The organism is Streptomyces sp. NPDC034099, assembly GCF_055575415.1.
The window spans coordinates 12,084-33,002 of sequence record NZ_JBVISR010000028.1; the positions used below are offsets into that span (position 1 = coordinate 12,084).

Consider the following 20,919-nt stretch of genomic DNA (forward strand, 5'->3'; position numbering starts at 1 on the left):
AATCCGCGACATCCCGGCGCGACGTCGGGCGTTGGCGTACGGCCGGGGTCGCAAGAGACGACGTTCACCGGGGGATACGCGCGCCGGACCGAGGGTGTTGAACCGACTCCGGTTCGGTCGGCCCGACGGCACCGTTTTCCGCGGAAGCGGGCAGCCCGGTCAGGAAACGTCCCACGCACGCAGCCGACCGCCGACGCCGACGCCGACGCCGACGCCGCCGGTGCCGGTGCCGGCCTCCCGGACCAGGGCGACCGCCTCCTTCGGCGGATAGTCGAGCCGGCACCCGTTCAGAGCCAGATAGGCCTCTGCGGAGTGCCATGCGAATGCCTCGTTGGAGTGCTCCAGACACGGCAGCCGCACCAGCGTCTGGAGCAGCGCGGCCGCCTTGAGGTACAGGGAGCCGTAGATGTCCCGCTCCAGGGCCCGCGCGTCGACCCGGGCGGCGGCCGCGTGGAGCGGGCCGTAGTCGTCGACTGCGGATCGCCCGGCAGCAGCTCGGCCGCGCGCAGCAGGAACGCCACATCCAGCGGATGCGGGGGTTCGTTCCGGCTCATACAGCGTCGTCCCGCTAACGTTCGAGGTGCTGCCATGCGTCCCGTTCCGCCGCGCGCCGCTGAGTACCGGGGGTGCCGGAGTCGACCGCCTCCGCGAAGGCGTCGCCGTTGCGAGCCATCGACTGCCGGAACGCGTCGAGGAAGTGCTTCTCCACGGCCGTGGCGCGCGCGTACGCGCCGACAGGATGTACTCCTGCAGGCTGACGCCCTCCTGCCGCGCGGCCGACTCGATCGCCGCGCGCTGGGAGGGGTCGGGAAAGCGGAGGTTCATCGCCTTGGGATGAGCTATGGTACCGATGGTACCCGTGATACCGATTCGTGGGCCAGTACTCGCTTCGGAACGGACGGGGACGAGTGGACGTGGTGGGACCGGTGACCTGGTGCGGCTCGACACGCCGGTCTGCCCGGTCGTGGCCGAGGTCCTCGTCGAGAACAGATCAGTCCGGTCGGTCACGCTGGACGGCGTTCCTCATGGGAGGGATCGACCGCTCATCCTGCGGGACCGGTATGGCCGCGCGCGTGGCGCAGTTGCACGTGCGCGGCCGTGAGGTCAGCGGGCCTCCACGAGCACGGGGTTGGAGTAGAACCACAGGTCGTCCCAGGCGCTCCAGACCGTCGGCGAGCGGCTCGGCCTCGTCGGTGCTCGTGCCGCGCACCCGCACGTAGAGGTCGGTCCCCACGTCGCGCAGGGTGTGCCTGATGACTTGGTCGTGCCCGCGCCGGTGCCCGTCGCGCGGGCCGAACTGAGCCACGACCTTCGTGGTGGGATGGTGTCGGCGTCGAGGTCGGAGACCGGTCCGGTGGCCTGCCCGACGATCAGGTCGACACGACGCACCTGCGGACGGTCGCCGTTGGCGCTCTTGTCCTGCTGGGGCCGGAACCGGATCTCTCTGTCGACCCGGTCGCGGTCGTGACGGCCGTGCGGTGCCGGCCGGAGACGGTGAGGCCGAGGCCGGTGACCAGGTCTCCGGTCCCCACCCAGATCCGGCCGTTGCGGAGCCCGTCCATGATGTCGGCGTAGTCCTGCCGGGCGTATACTCGGAGCCGCCGCGGGTCCAGTGCACGTGGCAGACGGACGTGGCGGTGATCCGCCGGCGGCGGCCCTCGCCCAGCAGTGGGTCCCACAGACCGCCCACCCAGCGGTCATCTGGTTGAAGCCGCCGTACATCGGGTGGCTGCCGTGCCCGCCGCGCGCACGGCCGAGGTACAGTCTCGCCTGGTGCCCGGGAGCACCCTCGAAGCCCACGTAGACGTCCGGTGCGGCGTTGTTGCCGTTGCGGAAATTCGCGCGGAGTGTGCTGGCCCCAGACGCCGAGACCGGTCGCGGAGCGCGACGCGTGGTGGGCGATCACTATTGGCTTGTGCCGCATGTCCTTCGCGGTCTTCAGGAACTCCACCCTCTTGGCCTCGGCGTCGGGGCCGGTGGGGCCGGCGTCGTACTTGGCGAAGCGGCTCTCCAGTTCAAACAGCAGCCGGGCTTCGTCGGATCGACATCGGCGTCCAGCCCTGAGAGGCCGTGGACGCGTTCAATGAGCCTTCACCGGGACAGGACAGGGCGCCCGCCCGGTGTCACCACTCGCTGTCGGGAAACCGTGCGGAAAGCCTTTCCGTCGCCTTCTTGACGATATCCGGGCGCGCGGAGTCCAGGGATCCCGCGTCATAGGGCGGCTTCGGCGCGTACTCGATGATGAGCTGAACGGTGCGCGCCACGTCGTCGCCCATCTGCAGGCCGGCCAGGCTCAGGGCCATGTCGATTCCCGCGGAGACGACCCGCTCCTTCGACGGCGTCACCCCGAACTCGCCGAGGTGATCGAGCGCGGCCCAGTGGGACGTCGCCCGGCGGCCCTTGAGGACTCCGGCGGCGGCGAGGATCAGGGAACCCGTGCAGACCGAGGTCGTCCACATGGAGGCGCGGTCGACTGTGCGCAGCCGCGTGTGGCCACGCCGCCCCGGCCGATCCGGTCGAGGATGCGGTGAGCGGTTGGCGCGTGTTGCAGAGCGTCCCGTCAGTCGAGGAGACGATCACACTTCTGTCGGCCTGGCGCCACGCCACCTCGGCGTCGACGCTCCGGAAAAGAGTGGCCGTTGGTGAAACAGTCTTGCGGGGGGCGCCCAAGTAGTGGGTGGAGGGGATCACCGACCACCTTGGAGGAACGGGTGCCCTTTACATCCGAACGGACCCTGGGGTCCGGACAACGTGCGAGTGGGACGGCGCCGCCGCGGGGCGATGCCGGTGGCTTCGCGGTGTTCTACGAGGAGAACTTCGACTCCGTCCTCGGCTTCGTGACCCGGCGTACCAGCTGCCCGCAGCTCGCCGCCGACCTCACCGCTGACATCTTCCTCGCCGCCCTGGAGGCCGCTGGGCAGTACGACCCGCGGCGGGGAGAGCCCGCTGCCTGGCTGTACGGCATAGCCCGCAGAGTCCTGGCTTCCTACTACCGGGGAAGCGCCCGCGAACAGAAGGCGGTGGCTCGGCTGAAGGGGCACCGACTGCTGGACGAGGAGGACGTCGCGGCGCTCGACGAGCAGATCGACGCTGAGCGGGCGGCGCGCGAGCTGGTCGAGCGGCACAGCGCGTTGATCGAGCCGCTGCGCGACGTCCTCGACCTGGTCGCCGCCGACGGCCTCACCCCGCGCGAGGCCGCCCAAGTTCTCGGCATCAACCGGGCCACCGTACGGGTCCGCCTGCATCGCGCCAGACGTGCGCTGCGCGCCGAATTCCTCTCCGGAACCGCACACGCTCACACCGGACGTACCGACCGCAGCGAACGAACCGAACGCACCTTGGAGGTTGTTTCGTGAGTATGCCCACCAGCTTCAAGAACCGCCTGGCATCTGAGCTGTCGGCCAGGGCCACGGCCCCCGCGCCCGTTCCCGCCCCCCCGTCCCCCGTCCGTCGCCTGCGCGTTCCACTGATGGCCGCGGGAGTGGCCACGGCCGCCGCGGCGGCGGTGATCCTGCCGGCGGTGAGCGGCTCAGGCGCTGCGCCCGCCTACGCCATCACCCAGGAGGGCGATGGCTCGGTGATCGTTGACCTGAACCGCCCTGAAGGCCTGCCCGGCCTGCAGAAACAGCTGAAGAAGCTCGGCATCCGGGCGGTTGCCCTGCAGGGAGACAAGAACTGCGCCGCGGGGCGCCCCGGGGCCGCTACCGGCCTCTGGGCTACCGCATCTCCAGTGCTCACCTATCCTTCCGACCCGGGGAAGGTCCGCATCTACCCGGACGCGATCCCGAAGGGAATGGTCACCCCGCAGCCGGACGCGACGGCGGACGGGACCGAGAAGTCCTCCGGTGGGACGATGTGGCCCGCCGCGACACTGCTCCTCGTAGCGGACTTCAAGGAGGACGGGACGGTCCGGGCGATGACGGACTGGCTGGTGACGAAGGTCCCGGCTTGCAGCCTGCCGGGCAGGGGTAAGTAGGGGCTGCCCCAAGGGCTGGGCTGGGCTCGCCTGAGGCGTTTCGCACTATGAACGTCCAACGCGCGTTGCCCAGTGCCGTGGATCGCAAGACGCCGGAGAGCCCCCGGTCCGCAAGAGACGACGTTCACCGGGGATACGCCGACGGGGCCGCAGGTATTGAATCGAGATGTTGTTGGCCACCGTGAATCCCGCGATGTACCGGCCCGCCTCCTCCTCCCGCACCCGGTAGGCGGTGCGCCCCACGACGACGGCCAGCTCTCCCTCCCAGTCCATCTCCGGATCCTCCGGCACGGGCGCCACCGGATCGGCGGGGCCGGTCAGGGTATCGGCGAACTTCGCGAAGAGCGTGGGATGGGCCGGCAGCTCGCGGCCCATCTCCTTGATGTGTTCCTTGTAGTTGAGTCCCGCGCACAGCACGTGGGAGGGATGCGGAACCAGTGTGTGCAGCTCGGCCTCGTCCCGGCGGTGCCGTTGGCCGCCGGTGGCCGTCCGTGCGACCTGCCGCCAGTCCTCGTCGGCCAGCAGGGAGCCGACGTCGGCATGGCCGGGTATCTCCGTGAACACATCACCGTCGAGTCGGCGGCGCTCGTTCCCGTGCGTGTGCGGATCGTTGCCAGTCTCATCCGGGTCCCCTTCTTCAGGCGCCGGCGGCGGTGGTCTCGGGGACGACGAGGTCGAGGAACCCCCAGTGCGAACCGGCGGGCAGGGTGCGCCCGACAGCATGCGGCCGCACTTCTGCGTCACGATGTGCGAGGAGCCCCGGTGCTGGCTTCCGGCGTGGCTGTCGCGGAAGAAGCGCTGCAGGACGCCGTCCCGCATGACCTGCGCGCCCGCGAAGCGGTGCACGAGCTGGCTGATCTCCAGCGCGGTCCGGGTGGCGAGGCTGCAGGCGAGGCGCGACATCGTCTCCTGCTCGTCGTTCAGCTGCGCGCCGGCCGCGAGGGCGGCCTCGTTGTCCCGCCAGGTGTCCCGCAGCAGGGCCTGGGTGCCCCGCACGTGCGAGTAGTGGCGGGCGAACTCGGCGAAGAACTCGTCGCTGGTGACCGGGGGCCCCTCGGAGGGGTCCTTGCGGCGGGTCAGCTCGCGCAGCTCGTCGGGCATGCGCCGGCCGACGCCCTGGGACCAGGCCGCCTGGTGCAGGCCGGCCATCAGGGCGGGGCTCGGCCCGTTCGCGGCGCGGCCGCGCGGAGAACGCGAGCCCACGGCGAAGACGTACGTGTCGCCGACCAGCAGCACCTCGGCCCGGTAGTCGAGGCTGGAGGTCGCGCGCAGGCCGAGCATGTCCCAGTTGTCGCTGATGCGCAGGGCCGACCGGGGCACCAGGCAGACCAGCCGTTGTCCCGTCCCCTCGACGGTCACCGCGAGGTTGAGGTGGGTGGCCACGGACACCCCGGGGGCGAACTGCCAGGTGCCGTTTGCCCGTGTGCATTTCACGCCCCTCAGGGATTGTCAACGGACCCGGCCACGCCCGCCGCCATACAGGAAACCATGGAACCCTCCAAGGAAACGTGTATGGGATGTCCGGGCCGTCTGGGCGCGATTCCCCGGAAGCGACCCCAATCCTGCGTGACCTGCACCACCTTCCACCCGGTGGATTTCTCGGCCTCATTGCCGGACCCGAATGCCCGTGCAAGTCTTCCCGGCGATTCGGCGCGCCCTTTCGTCTCCCACCTTTCAACCCCTTCACCCGGCAAGGCGGATGACCATGTGCTGCTCGGTACCAAGGCGGGTCCGCCCGTGGACCCGCTGCGGGCGGGGATCTCCAGCGCGCTCGTCGTCGACGGCGCCACGTACGTCGTCGACTGCGGACGCTCGGCCGTCACCCAGTACATACGGGCCGGTCTCACGCTGGCGTCCCTCAGCGGCATCTTCATCACCCACCTGCATGCCGACCACGTCGCCGACTACTACAACTTCTTCCTGCTCGGCGGAAGCGTCCCCAACCAGGAGGGCGACCAGCTCACCGGCCCGGTCCCCGTCCACGGCCCCGGTCCGGCCGGCGGGCTCCCGCCGAAGTTCGGCGGCGGGGACGCCCCGACGGTGACACCGGACGACCCGACCCCGGGCCTGGCCGCGCTGACCGACCGGTGCCACGCCGCCTACGCGTACAGCACCAACGTGTTCCTGCGCGACAGGGGCATCCAGGACGTCCGGGGGCTCGCCGACGTCCACGAGATCGAACTGCCCGGGGTCGGAGCCGACCACACGAACACCGCACCGCCGATGGAGCCGTTCGTGGTGATGGAGGACGACCGCGTCAGGGTCTCCGCGATCCTGGTGCCGCACGGACCGGTGTTCCCCTCGTTCGCCTACCGCTTCGACACCGACCACGGCTCGGTGACCTTCTCCGGCGACACCACGTACAGCGACAACGTGATCACCCTGGCCAGGGGGTCGGACATCCTCGTGCACGAGGCGATCAGCGTCGATGGCCTGCAAGCACCCGAGGTCTTCGTCGACCACCTCCTCCAGTCCCACGTGGAGGTCCAGAAGATCGGCCCGATCGCCCAGCGCGCCGAAGTCGGCACGCTCGTGCTCTCGCACATCTCCGAGGTCGCCGCGAACCCGATCGATGCGCGCAAGTGGAAACGGTGGGCGCAGCGCGGCTACGACGGCAGGGTCGTCGTCGGCCAGGACCTCCAGCGCGTCAGACCGCGTCGATAACGGTCGACGGTGGTGCCGGGCCGGGTCACCGCGGTCCCGCGAGCGAGGCCACCGCTCCCGTGGCCAGGCGGACCGCGGGCAGGGTCACGGCGTCGAAGTCGTCGCCGGACTCCACCGCTGTGGTGGCCGCGTTGACGAAGCCCTGGAGCAGGCGCGCCGTGCGGTGCGGCGCTTCGTCACCGAGGTCGGTCAGCGCGGCGATCAGGGGTTCCAGGATCTGCGCGTGCGCCTGTGCCGCGCCCTCTCTGAGCACGACCGCGTCCCGGTCGCCGGCCAGCGCCTGGGCGATGCGGTGCTCCCCGTCCCGCACCAGGATCAGCTGCGCCCGTAGGTAGGCGGCCACGGCTTCCTCGGGGGTTTGGGCGTCCGTCATCTCGGCACGGATCCGGGCGGTCCAGCGGGGCGCGGACTCGCGCACGACCTCGGCCAGTAGCTGTCCGCGGTCGGCGAAGTACTTGTAGACGCTGTTGCGGGCCAGTCCGGTACGGGCGGCCACCGCGGCGAAGGTGACGGCCGAGGCGTCGCCCTCCTCCAGGATCTCGCGCGCCGCGGCGACCAGCGCGGCACGCTGCTGGACCCGGTGGTCGGCGACGGAGGCTGCACGGATCTTGGGCACGTCGTCAGTGTATGAGGCGGTCGACGCGGCGCGGGTCGACCCCCACTTGGGGACGTCGTGTCGCCATACTTGGCTCTGCTCGAACTGAAGGTGGCCCGTGGCCGCTTTCTCCTGATGGGTAGCGTCGTGGTCCTCGTCGCCGCACTCGTCGGAATCGTCAGCGGTTTCACCACCGGACTCGGCGACGACACCATCTCCGCGCTGCGCAGACTCCCCGCGCCCCACCTCGCCTTCGACCGCGGGGCCGACTCCGACCAGTTCGCCCGCAGCCTGGTGGACGAGGCGGAACTGGACGGCTGGCGCGAGCGCGGCGGCGTCGAGGCCACCCCGCTGGGCGTCTCCATCGCCCGTGGCACCACGGATCGGAAGGTGGAGGTGGACTTTGCCGCCTTCGGTGTCGAGCCCGGCTCGTTCCTCGACCCCGGCGCCGCCTCCGGCACGGTCCTGTCCGCCGGTGAACCGTTCGGCGTCGTCGTCTCGCAGCAGCTCGTGAAGGACGGCGTACGCGTCGGCGACACCCTGACCGTGGACCGCCTGGGTCTCGAACTCGAGGTGACCGGCACGACCGGGCGCTCCTCGTACGGGCACGTCCCCGTCGCCTATCTGCCGGTCGAGACCTGGCAGCGCATCCGCTTCGCCACGCCCGGCACGCGGGCCGCCGATGTGCGGCCGCCGAACCAGTACAGCGCGGTCGCTCTCAAGGCCGGAGACGGAGCGGACCTCACCGGGGCGGACCGGGCCCTGAGCACTCGGACCGTGACCGTCGAGGACGCTTACGCCGCTGCTCCGGGCTACACCGGGGAACGTCTGACCATGACCTCGATCCAGGCGTTCCTCTACGCCGTCGCGCCGCTCGTCGTAGGCGCCTTCTTCGCGGTGTGGACCGTGCAGCGCCGCCCCGAACTCGCGCTGCTGCGAGCGATGGGCGCCTCTCGGGCGCGGCTGCTGGGTCACACCCTCGCGTAGGCCGCGACCGTGGTGACGGCAGGAGCGGCGGTCGGAGCGGCACTGGCCGCGGTGCTGGCCGCGGTGCTGGGCCTGGCGGTCGGCTCCGAGGTCCCCTTCAGCCTCCCCGCCGGAGCACTCGTCGCCACCATGGCGACGGTCGGCCTGGTCGGCCTGGCCGGCACCGCCGTCACGCTCCGCAAGGTGACCACCGTAGACCCGATGACCATGCTGGGAGCGGGCCGATGAGCCTCGACCTTCTCGACGTCACCGTACGACTGGGCCGCGGCGAGTCCCGCGTCACCGCTCTGACCGAGCTGACCGTGAGCTTCGCGCCCGCCGCCCTGACCGCGCTGGTCGGCCCCTCCGGGTCCGGCAAGTCCACCCTGCTGGCCGTCGCGGCCGCACTGCTGCGGCCGGACGCGGGCCGGGTGCTGCTCAACGGCACCGACATCGCGGGACTGTCCCCCGCCCGACAAGCCCGGCTGCGCCGGGAGCGGGTCGGCTACGTCTTCCAGAGCGGCAATCTCCTCGGCGGCCTCACCGCCCTCGAGCAACTGCTGGCCGCGGCATCCGTCGCCGGCCGCTCACCGCGGGCGGTACGCGCCCGCGCCACCGAGCTGCTGTGCGAGGTCGGTCTGGGGCACCGGCTGCGGCACCGGGCCGACCAGATGTCCGGCGGGGAACGGCAGCGCATCGCCATCGCCCGCGCACTGCTGCTCGAGCCGGACGTCCTGCTGGTCGACGAGCCGACGGCCGCGGTCGACCGGGAGCGGGCGGCTGGCCTCGTGGACCTGCTCGTCGCCACGACCCGTCGCCACAGCTGCGTGACCGTGGTCGCCACGCACGACCCGGTCGTGGTGGACGCGGCGGACCACGTGGTCGACATGGCCCGGCTGCGCGCCGGAGCGGACAGCCCGCTCTGACCGCCGGGCAGCGCCGACCGGCGAAGAGACCACTCCCGGGCCGGCCCCGCCACCACGTCGGCCCACCGTGCGCCTGCCCACCCGCCCGCCAGCCCGTCGGCAGGCGGGCAGGCGCACGCATGTCCCGCTCCACCGCGGATCACATGGGACCTTGGGGCTCCTGCCCCGGGTTCACCGCACACCGGAGACCTGGTGCGAGCAGTACGCCGGCCCCAGCGGCTTCAGGCGAAGCCCGCACCAGCGGCAGCGCCAGAACGCCCGGCACCACCCTGCGTGTCACGATCCCGCCCGAGTGTCGCTCGACTGCCTCACATCACGGCCGTCGGCCGCGCCCCGCGGTTCTCGTGTCGACGTGGTGTCGTCGTAGGCCGCACTGTCGATGATGGCCTTGACCTCGGCGAGAGTCGTGTCCGACACGTCCCTGAGACAGACACGAACGAAGGGGAATTTTCCTATCCGGTTGGAGCCCAGTAGGAACATACTCCCCGCGCCGCCCCACTCCTGGTCCCCTCCGAGCGTACGGCAGCCCTTGCCCGGCCGTGGGTACGGACTGGGCTCGAGGGCCGTGTCCGAGTCGAAGGCTCCCGTGACTTCTGCGTGACGGAAGAAGATCAGAGCCTCTCCCTCGGCAAGCCCGGTCAAGGGCGGGCAGCGGTAGTCGTCCGTGTCGGTGATGAGGCGACACGATGTCGCAGGCAAGGTCCTGTTGGCGACATAGACGCCGACGGTGGCGGACCGGTCCGCAGGTGCACGCGCGTACCAGCCGTTGGGCAGATCGAGACTGAGCGCTCCGTCCGCGAGGTGGGTCCGATGACTGTGCGGGGACTGCGCGGCGACCTGACTTCGCAGCGGCTGGACGACGAGGGAGCCGTAGAGCAGGGCGATTGCCGTCCCGCACGCCACGCCCGCCGCCCAGGCCGCGCGCCGTCGTCTGCGGGCCCTCACGCGCCGGTGAACCCGGCGCATGCGGTCCGCCGGAGCCGACAGGCTCGGCACCGCTCGCTCCAGCAACTCGCGCAACTGCCGTTCCCGCGCTTCCTGTTCGTCAGCGTCGTACACCGTGTTCTCCCTCCTGCGCATGCGTGTGCAGGGCCGGCAGGTCGCGCAGCGTGCGCAGTGCCTTGGCGGCCTGGCTCTTGACCGTGCTCGGTCGGCAGCCGAGTATCCCGGCGGTCTCCTCGACGCTCAGGTCCTCGAAGTAGCGCAGCACGATCACCGCCCGCTGCCGGGCCGGCAGGGCACGCACCGCGGCGGCGAGCGAGTGGTGCAGATCGACCCCCGCGAACGCGTCCGCCGCGGCCGACGCGGGCACTTCGTGGTGCGGAACCTCCGCCCTCCACCGTCGCTGCCACCACGACGAGAAGGTGTTGACCAGGGCCTTGCGGGCGTAGGCCTCGGGATTGCCGTCGGCGATCCGGTGCCATTTGGGCCACAGCTTGGCCAGTACCGTCTGCAGCAGGTCCTCGGCCAGGTGGGCGTCGCCCGTCAGCAGCCAGGCCGCGCGCAGCAGCCGTGGACCGCGTGCCGCGACGAAGGCCTCGAAGTCCGACGACGAGCCTTTCACCGGTGTCCCTTCACCCTCGCGACCGAGCTTGGGACGGACGCCCCAGGCGCTCCGGGTGCCCGGCGACCGCGTCGTGACGGGCCCCGGCCCGCCCCCTGCCCCGAGTGTGTCCGCGCCGTCGGCGACGGAGGTGAGCGCCCGGCCCACCGCTCACGCCGCCAAGCCCGCATCGGCGCCGCTGATCAGTGACCGCAGCGTCGCCACGCCCCGTGAGGTGAGCGAAGAGACCGTCCCCGGGGCGCAGTTCAAGTCGTCGGCGACCTGCCTCTCCGGGAGGTCACAGTAGTGGCGCAGCACCACGGCCGTCCGCTGCCGTCGCGGCAGACGGGTCAGGGCGGCCGTCAGCCCGAGGCGGGCCTCCACCAGGTCTGCCGAGTCGGCTGCGGAGGCAGGCTCCGGCACTCTCTCTGTGGGCTGCTCACCCCGCCAGCACCGTCCGGCCGCGCGTGCGGCCGCACGCACCAGTATCCGCCGGGTGTAGGCCTCCGGTGCGCCGTGCGCGATCCGGGGCCAGACCAGCCACAGCCTGACGAGTGACTCCTGCACCAGGTCCTCGGCCGTGTGACGGTCCCCGCCCGCCAGGGTGCGGGCGTAACCCAGGAGAGCCGGCCGGCGGGTCGCCGCGAACTCACCGAACTCACGTTCCGCCGCGCTACTGATCCGCATGCGCTGTGCTCCTCGTCTGTCATGTTGTCCGGGCCGGGCGGACGGCCCTCGCCGCCTGCCTCCGCCCCTGTAACCGGGTGAAGGCCGGGGTGCGGCGGCCCTGACTCCGTGAAATGTGGTGGACGTCACAAGCCGACCGTGCAGGGAACCGGCTGGGCCAGCGCCTTTCCCCTGTGCGGCGATGTCAGGGGGCCGGACCGCCGCACGACGTCCCCCATCGAACGGACAAGTGATCCCCTTGCGACTACGCAGTACGTTGACGGCGCTCGCGGCCACGGGCATGGTCGCCCTGTCGGCCTGCGGCCAAAGCGACTCCGGCGCGTCCTCCCCCGGAGACACCCGGGACGGAGACAGTGCGTCGGCCGCGCCGGGCGGCGAGTTGACCGTCCCGGAGGATGCAGACCCGGATACGAAGAACTACTACCTGACCGAGAACGCGATAGCGGCCTGTATGAAGAAGCGCGGGTTCAGCTACACACCGGTTCCCGGCATCACACCGAACGAGGACATGAACGCGGGCGAAGGAAGGGACTACGACCTGGCGAAGAAGTACCGGGAGAAGTACGGCTTCGGTACCTACTCGCGCATCGTCTATCCCAACGACCCGGCCGTGGCCCTGCCGGAGGAGAGGAGCGATCCCAACGACTCCTACCGCAGTTCCCTTCCCGCCGCGCAGCAGAAGAAGTACGACAAGGCGCTGGGACGGTTGCGCTTCCTCCGCAAGACCAACGGCGTGATCCAGCGTCCCCCCAAGGACGGATGCCTCGCGCAGGCCGAACGGAAGGTGAACGGGCCGCCCAAGTCGAAAGCTCAGCAGGACCGGGAGAACGCGGAACAACAGGAACGCGACAAGCAGGCCGGGCAGGCGCTCAACGGAGACCCCCAACTCGTCTCCCTCGCCCAGGAATACGCCGACTGCCTGCGCAAGGAGGGCATCACCGTCACCACCACTCAGCCCACCAGCATCGCCGACATGGTGAAGTTCCAGGTGAGCGACCAGATTCCGCCGGGCGGCCTGCCGGGAAAGGAAGAAGCACTGGCCAAGCTCCCCGGTGAGATCGACCTCGCGCTCAAGGACCTCGAGTGCGGCAAGCCGTTCAGGGCCGCGTACTGGCCCAAGTACGACAAGAACCCGTACGTGGGGAACAACGGGTGAAGCGCCGCAACAGTCAGCAGCGCAGCCGCACCAGACGACTGGGCGCGACGGTCGCCGTGGTCGCCGTGATCGGAGCAGGCGGCTGGTTCGCCGGCACCCGCATGCAGTCGCCCGCCGACGCCGCCGCCTCGCAGCGGGCGCCCAAGGCGGGCCCGGTGACCGTGCCGGTGGAGCAGCGCACACTGACCGCCACTGTGGTGGCGCAGGGCAGTCTGGAGTACGGCTCCCCGCGCGGTATCACCCTGGCCGGCGCCGTGGGTTCCTCCCAGGAGGGCGACAAGGAGGACGGTGCGGCGCAGCGCGTCACCAAGGCGCCTTCGTCCGGAAGCCGGCTGAAGGAAGGCGACGTGCTCATGCAGGTGAGCGGCAGTCCGGTGCTGGTGCTGGTCGGGTCGGTACCGATGTACCGCACCCTGGGCCCCGGCTCCTCGGGGGACGACGTCAAGCAGTTGCAGAAGGCTCTGAACAGGCTGGGCTTTTCGACGGGCGGCGTCACCGGGACCTACGGCCCCGGCACGGCGTCCGCGGTCGGCCGGTGGTACCGGAGCAAGGGGTACACGGCACAGGAGCCCACCAGCGCCGACCGGCAGAGGCTGGGAGACCTGGAGACCGCGGTGTCCGACGCGCAGGTCGCGCTGCTCACCGCGCGCGGCGACGGCGAGCAGGCCCCCGGCGACGGTACGCCCGGAAAGGAGTCGGAGAAGGTCCGGAACCTGCGTATCAAGTCCGCGCGGAAGCAGCTGGAGCTGGCGAACTCGGCGCTGAGCGCCTTCAGGGCCGGCTACGGAACCAGGGTACCGGCGGGAGAGATCGTCTTCCTGCCGCGGCTTCCGGTCCGCGTCGACAAGGCCAAGGTACGCGCCGGTGACACCCCGGACGGAGAGGTCGCCACCGTGACGAGCTCCGACGTCGTGGTCGAAGCGGTCGTGCCGGGTTCGGACGCCGCTTCCCTGCGGGAAGGCATGACCGTCCAGGTCACCACAGCGGACGGCAAGGAGGCCGAGGGCGTGCTCAGCGAGATCGGACGGTCGGGCACGACACCTGAGGACACCGGGACGGGCCCGGACGCCGAACCCGGCGGGGACTCCAGGAGTGGGGAGTCCGAGAGCAGCGGAACGTCCGGCGACGGCACGTCGGAACCCGTGCCCCTGAAGGTGAGCATCGCGAAGCCCGGCCCGCTCGCCGAGAACACGGGCGGCGCGGCGACGGTCACCATCGAGGCGGGTGAGTCGGACGGCGAGGTTCTGGCCGTGCCCGTTGCCGCGGTGCAGACATCTGCGGGCGGTCAGGCCCGCGTACGGGTCGAGCGGGACGGCCGGGTGAGGCGCATCGACGTCGTCCTCGGAATCTCCGCCGACGGACTCGTCGAGGTGAAACCGGACGGCGGCGCGCTCAAGAAGGGCGACCTCGTGGTGGTCGGCCGGTGACCGCAGAGCCTGCCCCCACCGAGGCGCCCGGCCGGGACGACGTCATCAGACTGGACGGCGTCCACCGCGTCTTCGACTCCCGACCGCCCGTACACGCGTTGCGCGACGTGCACCTGACGGTGAGGCGGGGTGAGCACCTGTCGATCGTGGGACCGTCCGGATCGGGGAAGTCGACCCTGCTGAACATCCTCGGCCTGCTGGACACCCCGACCTCGGGCGACTACTGGCTCGACGGAGTGAGGACCGGGGCCCTCAGCGACCGGCAGCGCACCTCGCTGCGCGGTAGCAGTATCGGCTTCGTCTTCCAGTCCTTCCACCTGCTTCCCTACCGGACCGTGGAAGAGAACGTCATGCTGGCGGAGATCTACCGCAGGCAGCACACGGGCAGAGGGCGCCGTCGGCGTGCCGAACGAGCCGGAGCGGCCCTGGACCGAGTGGGCCTGTCCCACCGCACCGGTTTTCGGCCCGACCGTCTCTCCGGCGGCGAGCGCCAGCGCGTCGCCATCGCACGGGCTTTGATGAGCGAACCGGCCCTGCTGCTGTGCGACGAACCCACCGGCAACCTCGACAGCGAGAACACGCACTCGGTCCTGGAACTCTTCGACCGGCTCGGCGCCCAGGGCATGACCCTCGTCGTGATCACCCACGACGATGCCGTCAGCCGGCGCGCCGGCCGGCGTGTCCGTATCCGCGACGGACGGCTCAGGGAGGAACCCGCATGAAGCGCCGTCACCGCGCGCCCGCTGCCGGTCCCGGGAAGCGGGTGGACCGTCCCCGGATCCATCCGAAGGATCTGTGGACGGAGGCACTGTCGGGAGTACTGGCCCGTCCCGTCCGTTCCGCGCTGACCACGCTGGGCACGGTGCTGGGCATCGGCACGCTGGTCGTCACGATCGGGGTGGCGTCGACGGCCGCCCACCAGATCGTCGGCCGGTTCGACGCACTCACCGCCACGTCGGTCACCGTCGTGGTCCCGCCTCCGCCCCCGGCGTCCGACACCGTCCCGCTGGTGGACTGGGAAGACGTCGGCGCCGTCGACCGGCTGGCCGGGGTGGAGTCGTCCGCCGCGCTCGCGCAGACCGACGAACTGGCCGCCGTGCAGGTGCGGGCCAACGACGTGGTCACCCCTGGCGGCCTGTCCGGCCAGACGCTGGCGGTCGTCGCGGCCTCGTCGTCTCTGCCGGCGGCGGTGCGCGGTGACATCACGGTCGGCCGGTTCTACGACCAGGGTGACATCGCCCGCAGCGCCAGAGTGGCGGTGCTGGGCGACCAGGCCGCTCGCCTTCTCGGTGTCACACGGGTGGAGGACTCGCCCGCGGTCTTCTTCAACGGCCATTCCTTCACCGTGATCGGGATCCTCGGCGGAATCGAGCGCGAGCAGCGCCTGTCCACCTCGGTGATCCTGCCGCCCACGACGGCCAAGGACCGGCTCGGCCTGGACACGGTGAACCGCGTCCTGATCAACACCTCCCTCGGTGCCGCCCACCAGGTCGCCAGGCAGTCACCCCTCGCCCTGGCACCAGGCAGCGCGCAGGCGCTCACCGTCCTGGCGCCGCCCGATCTGTCGAGGGCACGCAAAGGTGTCCAGGGCGACGTCAACGGCCTGTTCCTGGTCCTCGGGTTCGTCTCGCTGATCGTGGGTGCCCTCGGTATCGCCAACGTCACGCTGGTCACCGTGATGGAACGGGTCGCGGAGATCGGTCTGCGGCGTGCCCTGGGCGCCTCGCGCCGGCAGATCGCCGCTCAGTTCCTCCTGGAGTCGACGACGATCGGGCTGCTGGGGGGTGTCATCGGTGCCGCCCTGGGCGTGGTCGTGGTGGTGGCCGTCTCGGCGGTCAAGGACTGGACTCCCGTACTCGACGGCCGGCTTGCCGTCGGTGCCCCGGTCGTCGGTGCGGTGGTGGGCCTGCTGGCGGGTGTCTATCCGTCGCTGCGGGCTTCCCGGATGGAACCCGTCGAGGCGTTGCGAGCCCCCTCGTGAAGACTGACTCCCGGCGGCCCTGCCCCGTCCACCAGGCGGCGGGCGGGCGCAGTGACCCCGATCGACACGGGGGCGTACTGGGCACCCGCCTGCCGCCCGCAACCGTCCGATCGCACCGAAGAACGACTCGATCAACCGTGCATGGTCAGGGGCTCTCATACAACGAGTTCTGCTGATCGACTGCGACCGAGCGGCTCAGGACGGCATTGCTCGCCCTTGAGACGGCAGGCATGCGAAACCGCCGCAGTCGACACGGGCGAAGAGGGACTGGCGCGGTTGCGGCCGTTTTTTCCCCCACGCCGTGGTGCTGCATTTCATGCCGCCCGGCATGAGCGGCCTGGACGACTGCCACGCGATCCGCGCCGTCGACGAGACGATGCCGATCACCACATTCGCGCGGGAAGACGAAGCGGACATCGTTCTCGGCCGGGTGTGTCAACTTAACGGCTGATCTTGGTTGTTGGGTTATCGCTGGTCGGTGGGGGTCAGGCGGCCATCGAAGGCGATCTGGAAGGCGTTCAGGGGTGCCTTCCAGCGCATCGTCCAGCGGCGGCGGCCCTTGCCGGTCGGGTCCAGGCTCATCAGTGCCATGTAGACGCACTTCAGCGCGGCGGCCTCTGAGGGGAAGTGGCCGCGGGCCCGAACGGCCTTGCGGATCCGGGCGTTCACGCTCTCAATCGCGTTCGTGCTGCAGATGACCTTGCGGATTTCGACGTCGAAGGACAAGAAGGGCACCATCTCGGCCCAGGCGTCGGACCACAGCTTGGTCACGGCCGGATACTTGGTGCCCCACTTCTCGGAGAACTCCAGGAACCGTTCGGTGGCGGCGGCCTCGCTCGGCGCGGTGTAGACGGGCTTGAGATCCTTGGCGACCTTGTCCCAGTCCTGGCGGGCGCAGTAGCGGATGCTATTGCGAATCAAGTGAACGATGCACGTTTGGACGACCGTGCGGGGCCAGACCGTCTCGACCGCGTCCGGCAGGCCCTTCAGCCCGTCGCAGACGAGCATGAGGACATCTTCAATTCCGCGATTCTTCAGCTCGGTGAAGACCTGGAGCCAGTGCTTGGCGCCCTCGCCGCCGTCACCGGCCCAGATCCCGAGAATGTCCCGGGTGCCCTCGACCGTGACGGCCATCGCAACGTAGATGGGCCGGTTGGCGACCTAGCCATCGCGAATCTTCACGTTGATGGCGTCCACGAAGACGACCGGGTAGACGCGGTCCAGCGGGCGGGCCTGCCATTCCGCCATGCCCTCCATCACCTTGTCCGTGATCGTGGTGATGGCCTGCTTGGACACCTCCGCCCCGTACACCTCGGCCAGATGAGCCGATATCTCCCCGTGCGTGAGGCCCTTCGCGGACAACGAGAGCACCATCTCGTCCACGCCGGTCAGACGGCGCTGCCGCTTGCGGACGATCTGCGGCTCGAAGGTGCCGGCGGTGTCGCGGGGGCACCTTCACCTCGACCGGGCCGACGTCGGTCAGTACCGTCTTGGCCCGGGTGCCGTTGCGGCTGTTGCCGCTGTTCCTGCCGGCCGCGTCGTGCTTGTCGTAGCCGACGTGATCGGTGATCTCGCCCTCCAGAGCGGACTCCAGCACCCGCTTCGTCAGCTGCTGCAGCAGCCCACCCTGCCCGGTCAGCTGCAGCCCCTCCGACCGGGCACGCTCCACCAGCATCGCGACGAGCTGCTCGTCGGACACGGGCACAGGCTGCCCCAACTGGGGGCTCTCGACAGGCTCCACGGTCTCCAACTCCACGGCGGTCTCAGTCATTTGACGTCTCTCCCATGATCATCGGATCCGCCGTTAGATTTACACTCCCACGAGGACGTAGGGGATCACGCAGAAGGCGGCGATGTTGCAGGCGACGAGCAGAGCGATGAACAGCCAGTAGGAGAAGCCGTGGCCGTCGGAGGCGGCGACGAGGGACCCGTAGGTGAGGGTGATGAAGATGCCGGTGGTGGTGAGTCCGGCAGCCCAGCCCAGCCCAGCGCGCTGATGCCGATGCCGATGCCGATGAAGGACCAGAACAGGGCGGGACCGGCAAGGACCGAGATGGCCAGGAACAGCGGCGCGGTGATGTCCCGGTCGCCGATGAAATCCATGAGCTGCGGGATGGAGATGAAGGTCCATAAGCCGGTGAAGGCGAGGCCGATGACGACGGCGACGATCGTGATCACGCGGTTGGCGCGGCTGGTGGAGGCGGCGTTCGCGGCGTCGGTCATGAGGCGGTGGACTCCATCTACTACGGCGGGCGAGGTGATCGGATCCATCCCGGTATAGCCGACGCAGACCACAAGGGGGCGCGCTTCCGCGCAAGGCGTCCGGGACCCGACCATGAGGCCGACCGCGCTGGTCCGCGCCCGATCTGCCGCGCCAGGGGTGGGCGTGTCCGAAGTGACACGCAATTCGAACAAGCGATCTAATGACGGTATGGACGCGACCGACTTCCCCGACGACCTGGTGCAGACGCAAGCCGCCTGGAACGCCACCTACGACACGCTCGCCGCACCCCGCCCTCGCGACACCACCGCCCTGCGCCGCCGCCTGCTGCGCCTGTCCGTACGGCTGTGGCGGCACCCCTACTGGGAGACCGCCCCCTCGGTGCCGATGGCGCGCTACGAGCCGCGCCAGCTGGCCCGCGCCCGGGGAACCGTCCGGGCCGCGTGACCCGCCGCCTCGGTCGACCAGGAGCACGGGGTTGCGACAAGGGTTGCGCCTGGGTGTTACGCGGCCCACAGGACCGCCCCCGTGTCCGCGCAGGTCACCACACCGTTTTGCCGCGGTCGGCCTGCTGACCGGTCGGCCTGCTGACATCCCCGTTGCGGCTGCTCTGCCCATGTCCCTTGGCTGGAGTGAAAGAGGAAGGGACGCGCGGGATGGGCGACGCGGCCGCGGCCAGGGACCGGGGCGCGCTCAGCGGACTGCGCGTCGGCCAGAGCCTCCGCGCGTGCCGCCGTCGTGCGGCGCAGATGTCAGGCGGGGAATGTCGGTGGGGGAGAGGTCGGGGCGGGCGCGGTGCCAGCGCGTGGGATGGCGCCACCGGCCGGAGGCATCACGGGCGACATCGACGCCGACTTCCACCACCAGGCCGGGCTTGACCAACGTGACGTCCAGTTGCTCCCGGCTGCCCCATCCGGCGGAGAACGACCAGCCCGTCCACGGGTGCCCGCGCCGTCCCGCCTCGAGCAGGCCGGCGACCGCGGTGCCTGCCGCTCGGGCGAGGGTCGTGGTGCGGCCGACGTACTGGAGGCGGCCTTCGACGTCGTATCTGCCGAGCAGCAGCGTCCGGGGCTGGGTCAGGTTGCCGGTGACCGCGCCGACGATCGCCTCACTCGTCTCGCGGACCTTGTACTTCTGCCAGCCTCTCACCGACGGCTTATAGGCATCGGTGAGCCGCTTGAAGACCACGCCCTCCATCCCGACCGATACCCACGGCAGCCACTCGCGCACGGTGTCCGGGTCGGTGGTCGACGGGCACAGCGTCCACGGCGCGAAGAGTCGGCGGGCGGCGGACGCCGACTCCAGCGCCGCCCGACGTCTGCGGTACGGCCATCCGGTCGTCACGGTCCCGGACAGCCTGAGCAGATCGAACGCCACGAAGTGAGCCGGCCACTCCTCAGCTGCCCGGTCCGCACCGGGCCCGCGCCGGGCAAGCCGGTTCTGCAAGCGCTCGAAGGCGAGGCGGCCCGTGGCGTCCCATACGACCAGCTCGCCGTTCATCGCGGTCGCATCTGGCAGCTGCACGGCCCCGGCCACAATCTCCGGAAACGCCGCCCCCATTTCCGTGCCGCGCCTGGAGCGCAGCACCACCCGGCCCGCGTTGACCAGGACGGCAGCCCGGAATCCGTCCCGCTTGGGCTCACCCGCCCAACCCGGCCGCAGATCAGGTTCGGGTGCAAGCGTGCTCAGCATCGGTTCCGGGAGCGTCCATGTCACACCGGTTCCCTTCCACCAGGCGCTGGCCTGTCTCCTTACGGCCGGCCCTCGCTCAGCTGGCTGGAGGTGTTCTCGATAGCGGCACTGGTTGTAACCTCCGAGCTGCCCAACAGTGGTGTACCTGCCGAATTCGTCCGCGCCCTCGATGAGGCCCGGACACTGAGGCCCTGGACTGCTCACTTGTGCCTGGCCCGTCCAGGCGAGGGGACGCAGGTGGGACGGGCCAGGCGTTCAAGATCGTAGGGTGCCCTGCTGCCGGATCGGCCGGTGACAGGCTGGCAGACGTGTGTGGTCGTGCGCGGCCCGCACAGCAGGAAAACCCGAAACCGGAATCGGTTTCGGGCCCCCTACTGCGTGCACGCACGCCGGCCAACGGGGGAGGCCAGGTACGTACTGGCGTGTTCAACGGCTGGTTGTGCCGAAAGGTCACGGTGCGAGCCGGTGCTGGTCAGCCTGCCCGGGGGGCTGCCGGCGGCCCAGCGCGGTAAACAATTCCGCCTGGAGGGCTTCGGGGAGGTCGGCTCCCCGGCCGTGCTGGATGATGTGCGTGGCCACTGCGGAAAGCTTGAGGTTGGTGTGCTGGGAGACCTCGCGGAGCACGCTGAAGCCGTCTGCGGAGCTTATCCGGCCCAGGACGACGAGGACTCCGATGGCCTGGTCTACAACGGCGTGGGAGGTGACCGCTTCGCGGAGCTGTCTGTTCTCCGTCCTCAGCCGTTCCAGCTCAGCAGCCCGGTCCTCTCCGACGTGGGTGGAAGATCGTCCGGAACATGTGGGAAGGGACACGCGAGTCACCGCCTGAGCTGTCGGGGCATACCTGTGCGCATGCCCGCTCCACTCTGCAGCATCCCCACCCCATCGCTGCGCCACGGCGCTCGCCCATGCAGCCCAAGCAGCCTGGGAGCACTTCCTAGAAGGTGTGTCGCCCGTGTTCGGTCCGCTGCCCGAGCCGATGTACCCCCGACCACGGGCCCGACTATGTCGGGTCAACGGCCCGACCACAGGCCCGACCATGGCAGGGTCTACGCCCTTATGGCAGCGCCGTGGCGTCGGTGCCTCGC

General features: G+C 70.4%; 21 protein-coding genes and 3 pseudogenes. 12 read left to right on the plus strand and 12 right to left on the minus strand.

Annotation, left to right across the window (positions count from 1 at the left end; all coding sequences use genetic code 11):
* Nucleotides 1–159 precede the first annotated feature (159 nt).
* The 3 genes and pseudogenes from ACZ56V_RS38595 to ACZ56V_RS38605 form a co-directional block, all read right to left on the minus strand.
* Nucleotides 160–554 (minus strand): annotated as a pseudogene (locus ACZ56V_RS38595) (fic family toxin-antitoxin system, toxin component).
* A 14-nt stretch (nt 555–568) separates the two neighbouring features.
* The gene (locus tag ACZ56V_RS38600; protein WP_468948437.1) at nt 569–709 is read right to left on the minus strand and encodes a hypothetical protein; all 141 of its coding nucleotides are present in this window, start codon (nt 707–709) and stop codon (nt 569–571) included.
* Nucleotides 710–2,123: 1,414 nt separating this feature from the next.
* Nucleotides 2,124–2,483, minus strand: a pseudogene (locus tag ACZ56V_RS38605) (DJ-1/PfpI family protein); the annotation flags it as partial.
* A gap of 315 nt (nt 2,484–2,798) precedes the next feature.
* Here ACZ56V_RS38605 and ACZ56V_RS38610 point away from each other — a divergent pair.
* Together ACZ56V_RS38610 and ACZ56V_RS38615 are read left to right on the plus strand one after the other, a co-directional pair.
* The gene (locus tag ACZ56V_RS38610; RefSeq protein WP_468948439.1) at nt 2,799–3,356 is read left to right on the plus strand and encodes an RNA polymerase sigma factor; all 558 of its coding nucleotides are present in this window, start codon (nt 2,799–2,801) and stop codon (nt 3,354–3,356) included.
* A gap of 125 nt (nt 3,357–3,481) precedes the next feature.
* Nucleotides 3,482–3,976 carry a hypothetical protein gene (locus ACZ56V_RS38615; protein ID WP_468948441.1) on the plus strand — a complete coding sequence of 165 codons (495 nt, stop codon included), beginning with the start codon at nt 3,482–3,484 and terminating at the stop codon, nt 3,974–3,976.
* A gap of 45 nt (nt 3,977–4,021) precedes the next feature.
* On the opposite strand, the gene ACZ56V_RS38620 is transcribed toward ACZ56V_RS38615, so the two are convergent.
* A complete protein-coding gene (locus tag ACZ56V_RS38620; protein WP_468948443.1) occupies nt 4,022–5,359 on the minus strand; it encodes a fumarylacetoacetate hydrolase family protein in 1,338 nt (445 codons plus the stop codon).
* A 324-nt stretch (nt 5,360–5,683) separates the two neighbouring features.
* On the opposite strand from ACZ56V_RS38620, the gene ACZ56V_RS38625 reads away from it, so the two are divergent.
* Nucleotides 5,684–6,640, plus strand: a complete 957-nt coding sequence (locus ACZ56V_RS38625) for an MBL fold metallo-hydrolase (RefSeq protein WP_468948445.1) — start codon at nt 5,684–5,686, stop codon at nt 6,638–6,640.
* Nucleotides 6,641–6,665: 25 nt separating this feature from the next.
* Here ACZ56V_RS38625 and ACZ56V_RS38630 read toward each other — a convergent pair whose 3' ends face one another.
* Complete coding sequence (locus tag ACZ56V_RS38630) at nt 6,666–7,256, minus strand: TetR/AcrR family transcriptional regulator (protein ID WP_468948447.1); 591 nt, start codon at nt 7,254–7,256, stop codon at nt 6,666–6,668.
* 57 nt (nt 7,257–7,313) lie between these two features.
* Between ACZ56V_RS38630 and ACZ56V_RS38635 the strand changes: the two genes are divergently transcribed.
* Genes ACZ56V_RS38635 through ACZ56V_RS38645 form a run of 3 tightly spaced genes read left to right on the plus strand, consistent with a single transcriptional unit; the run spans nt 7,314 to nt 9,127 of the window.
* Nucleotides 7,314–8,222 carry an ABC transporter permease gene (locus ACZ56V_RS38635; RefSeq protein ID WP_468948448.1) on the plus strand — a complete coding sequence of 303 codons (909 nt, stop codon included), beginning with the start codon at nt 7,314–7,316 and terminating at the stop codon, nt 8,220–8,222.
* Nucleotides 8,223–8,231: 9 nt separating this feature from the next.
* The gene (locus tag ACZ56V_RS38640; protein WP_468948450.1) at nt 8,232–8,450 is read left to right on the plus strand and encodes a hypothetical protein; all 219 of its coding nucleotides are present in this window, start codon (nt 8,232–8,234) and stop codon (nt 8,448–8,450) included.
* Complete coding sequence (locus tag ACZ56V_RS38645) at nt 8,447–9,127, plus strand: ABC transporter ATP-binding protein (RefSeq protein WP_468948452.1); 681 nt, start codon at nt 8,447–8,449, stop codon at nt 9,125–9,127. Before ACZ56V_RS38640 ends, ACZ56V_RS38645 begins: the two co-directional genes overlap by 4 nt.
* Before the next feature lie 276 nt (nt 9,128–9,403).
* Here the strand turns inward: ACZ56V_RS38645 and ACZ56V_RS38650 are convergent, their stop codons facing one another.
* The 3 genes from ACZ56V_RS38650 to ACZ56V_RS38660 all read right to left on the minus strand — a co-directional run bounded on the left by ACZ56V_RS38650 (nt 9,404) and on the right by ACZ56V_RS38660 (nt 11,357).
* Nucleotides 9,404–10,186, minus strand: a complete 783-nt coding sequence (locus tag ACZ56V_RS38650; protein WP_468948454.1) for a hypothetical protein — start codon at nt 10,184–10,186, stop codon at nt 9,404–9,406.
* Complete coding sequence (locus ACZ56V_RS38655) at nt 10,173–10,691, minus strand: SigE family RNA polymerase sigma factor (protein ID WP_468948456.1); 519 nt, start codon at nt 10,689–10,691, stop codon at nt 10,173–10,175. Before ACZ56V_RS38655 ends, ACZ56V_RS38650 begins: the two co-directional genes overlap by 14 nt.
* Before the next feature lie 150 nt (nt 10,692–10,841).
* A complete protein-coding gene (locus ACZ56V_RS38660) occupies nt 10,842–11,357 on the minus strand; it encodes a SigE family RNA polymerase sigma factor (RefSeq protein ID WP_468948458.1) in 516 nt (171 codons plus the stop codon).
* Nucleotides 11,358–11,595: 238 nt separating this feature from the next.
* Between ACZ56V_RS38660 and ACZ56V_RS38665 the strand changes: the two genes are divergently transcribed.
* The 5 genes from ACZ56V_RS38665 (at nt 11,596) to ACZ56V_RS38685 (ending at nt 16,372) form a co-directional block, all read left to right on the plus strand.
* Entirely contained in the window at nt 11,596–12,513 is a 918-nt protein-coding gene (locus ACZ56V_RS38665; protein WP_468948460.1) for a hypothetical protein, read from the plus strand.
* A complete protein-coding gene (locus tag ACZ56V_RS38670) occupies nt 12,510–13,940 on the plus strand; it encodes a peptidoglycan-binding protein (protein ID WP_468948462.1) in 1,431 nt (476 codons plus the stop codon). The genes ACZ56V_RS38665 and ACZ56V_RS38670 overlap by 4 nt, the downstream gene beginning before the upstream one ends.
* Entirely contained in the window at nt 13,937–14,662 is a 726-nt protein-coding gene (locus tag ACZ56V_RS38675; RefSeq protein ID WP_468948464.1) for an ABC transporter ATP-binding protein, read from the plus strand. Before ACZ56V_RS38670 ends, ACZ56V_RS38675 begins: the two co-directional genes overlap by 4 nt.
* Nucleotides 14,659–15,921: an ABC transporter permease gene (locus ACZ56V_RS38680; RefSeq protein ID WP_468948465.1), complete on the plus strand. Its 1,263-nt coding sequence runs from the start codon at nt 14,659–14,661 to the stop codon at nt 15,919–15,921. The genes ACZ56V_RS38675 and ACZ56V_RS38680 overlap by 4 nt, the downstream gene beginning before the upstream one ends.
* Nucleotides 15,922–16,222: 301 nt before the next feature.
* Nucleotides 16,223–16,372: a response regulator gene (locus ACZ56V_RS38685; RefSeq protein ID WP_468948467.1), complete on the plus strand. Its 150-nt coding sequence runs from the start codon at nt 16,223–16,225 to the stop codon at nt 16,370–16,372.
* Nucleotides 16,373–16,386: 14 nt separating this feature from the next.
* On the opposite strand, the pseudogene ACZ56V_RS38690 reads toward ACZ56V_RS38685, so the two are convergent.
* A pseudogene (locus ACZ56V_RS38690) lies at nt 16,387–17,596 on the minus strand (IS256 family transposase).
* A 161-nt stretch (nt 17,597–17,757) separates the two neighbouring features.
* Complete coding sequence (locus tag ACZ56V_RS38695) at nt 17,758–18,144, minus strand: hypothetical protein (protein WP_468948469.1); 387 nt, start codon at nt 18,142–18,144, stop codon at nt 17,758–17,760.
* A gap of 208 nt (nt 18,145–18,352) precedes the next feature.
* Here ACZ56V_RS38695 and ACZ56V_RS38700 point away from each other — a divergent pair, with 208 nt between their 5' ends.
* Nucleotides 18,353–18,589 carry a hypothetical protein gene (locus ACZ56V_RS38700; protein WP_468948471.1) on the plus strand — a complete coding sequence of 79 codons (237 nt, stop codon included), beginning with the start codon at nt 18,353–18,355 and terminating at the stop codon, nt 18,587–18,589.
* Nucleotides 18,590–18,835: 246 nt separating this feature from the next.
* Here ACZ56V_RS38700 and ACZ56V_RS38705 read toward each other — a convergent pair whose 3' ends face one another.
* On the minus strand, nt 18,836–19,834 hold the full coding sequence (locus ACZ56V_RS38705) for an ATP-dependent DNA ligase (protein ID WP_468948473.1): 999 nt from the start codon (nt 19,832–19,834) through the stop codon (nt 18,836–18,838).
* Between the two features lie 450 nt (nt 19,835–20,284).
* A complete protein-coding gene (locus ACZ56V_RS38710) occupies nt 20,285–20,872 on the minus strand; it encodes an ANTAR domain-containing protein (protein ID WP_468948475.1) in 588 nt (195 codons plus the stop codon).
* Nucleotides 20,873–20,919 lie beyond the last annotated feature (47 nt).

Bases quoted from the DNA above. Each gene is read 5' to 3' on its own strand.
- ACZ56V_RS38645 (WP_468948452.1), top strand. From the start codon at position 8,447: ATGAGCCTCGACCTTCTCGACGTCACCGTACGACTGGGCCGCGGCGAG.
- ACZ56V_RS38660 (WP_468948458.1), bottom strand. From the start codon at position 11,357: ATGCGGATCAGTAGCGCGGCGGAACGTGAGTTCGGTGAGTTCGCGGCG.
- ACZ56V_RS38680 (WP_468948465.1), top strand. From the start codon at position 14,659: ATGAAGCGCCGTCACCGCGCGCCCGCTGCCGGTCCCGGGAAGCGGGTG.
- ACZ56V_RS38695 (WP_468948469.1), bottom strand. From the start codon at position 18,144: ATGACCGACGCCGCGAACGCCGCCTCCACCAGCCGCGCCAACCGCGTG.
- ACZ56V_RS38700 (WP_468948471.1), top strand. From the start codon at position 18,353: ATGGACGCGACCGACTTCCCCGACGACCTGGTGCAGACGCAAGCCGCC.
- ACZ56V_RS38705 (WP_468948473.1), bottom strand. From the start codon at position 19,834: ATGCTGAGCACGCTTGCACCCGAACCTGATCTGCGGCCGGGTTGGGCG.
- ACZ56V_RS38710 (WP_468948475.1), bottom strand. From the start codon at position 20,872: ATGGTCGGGCCTGTGGTCGGGCCGTTGACCCGACATAGTCGGGCCCGT.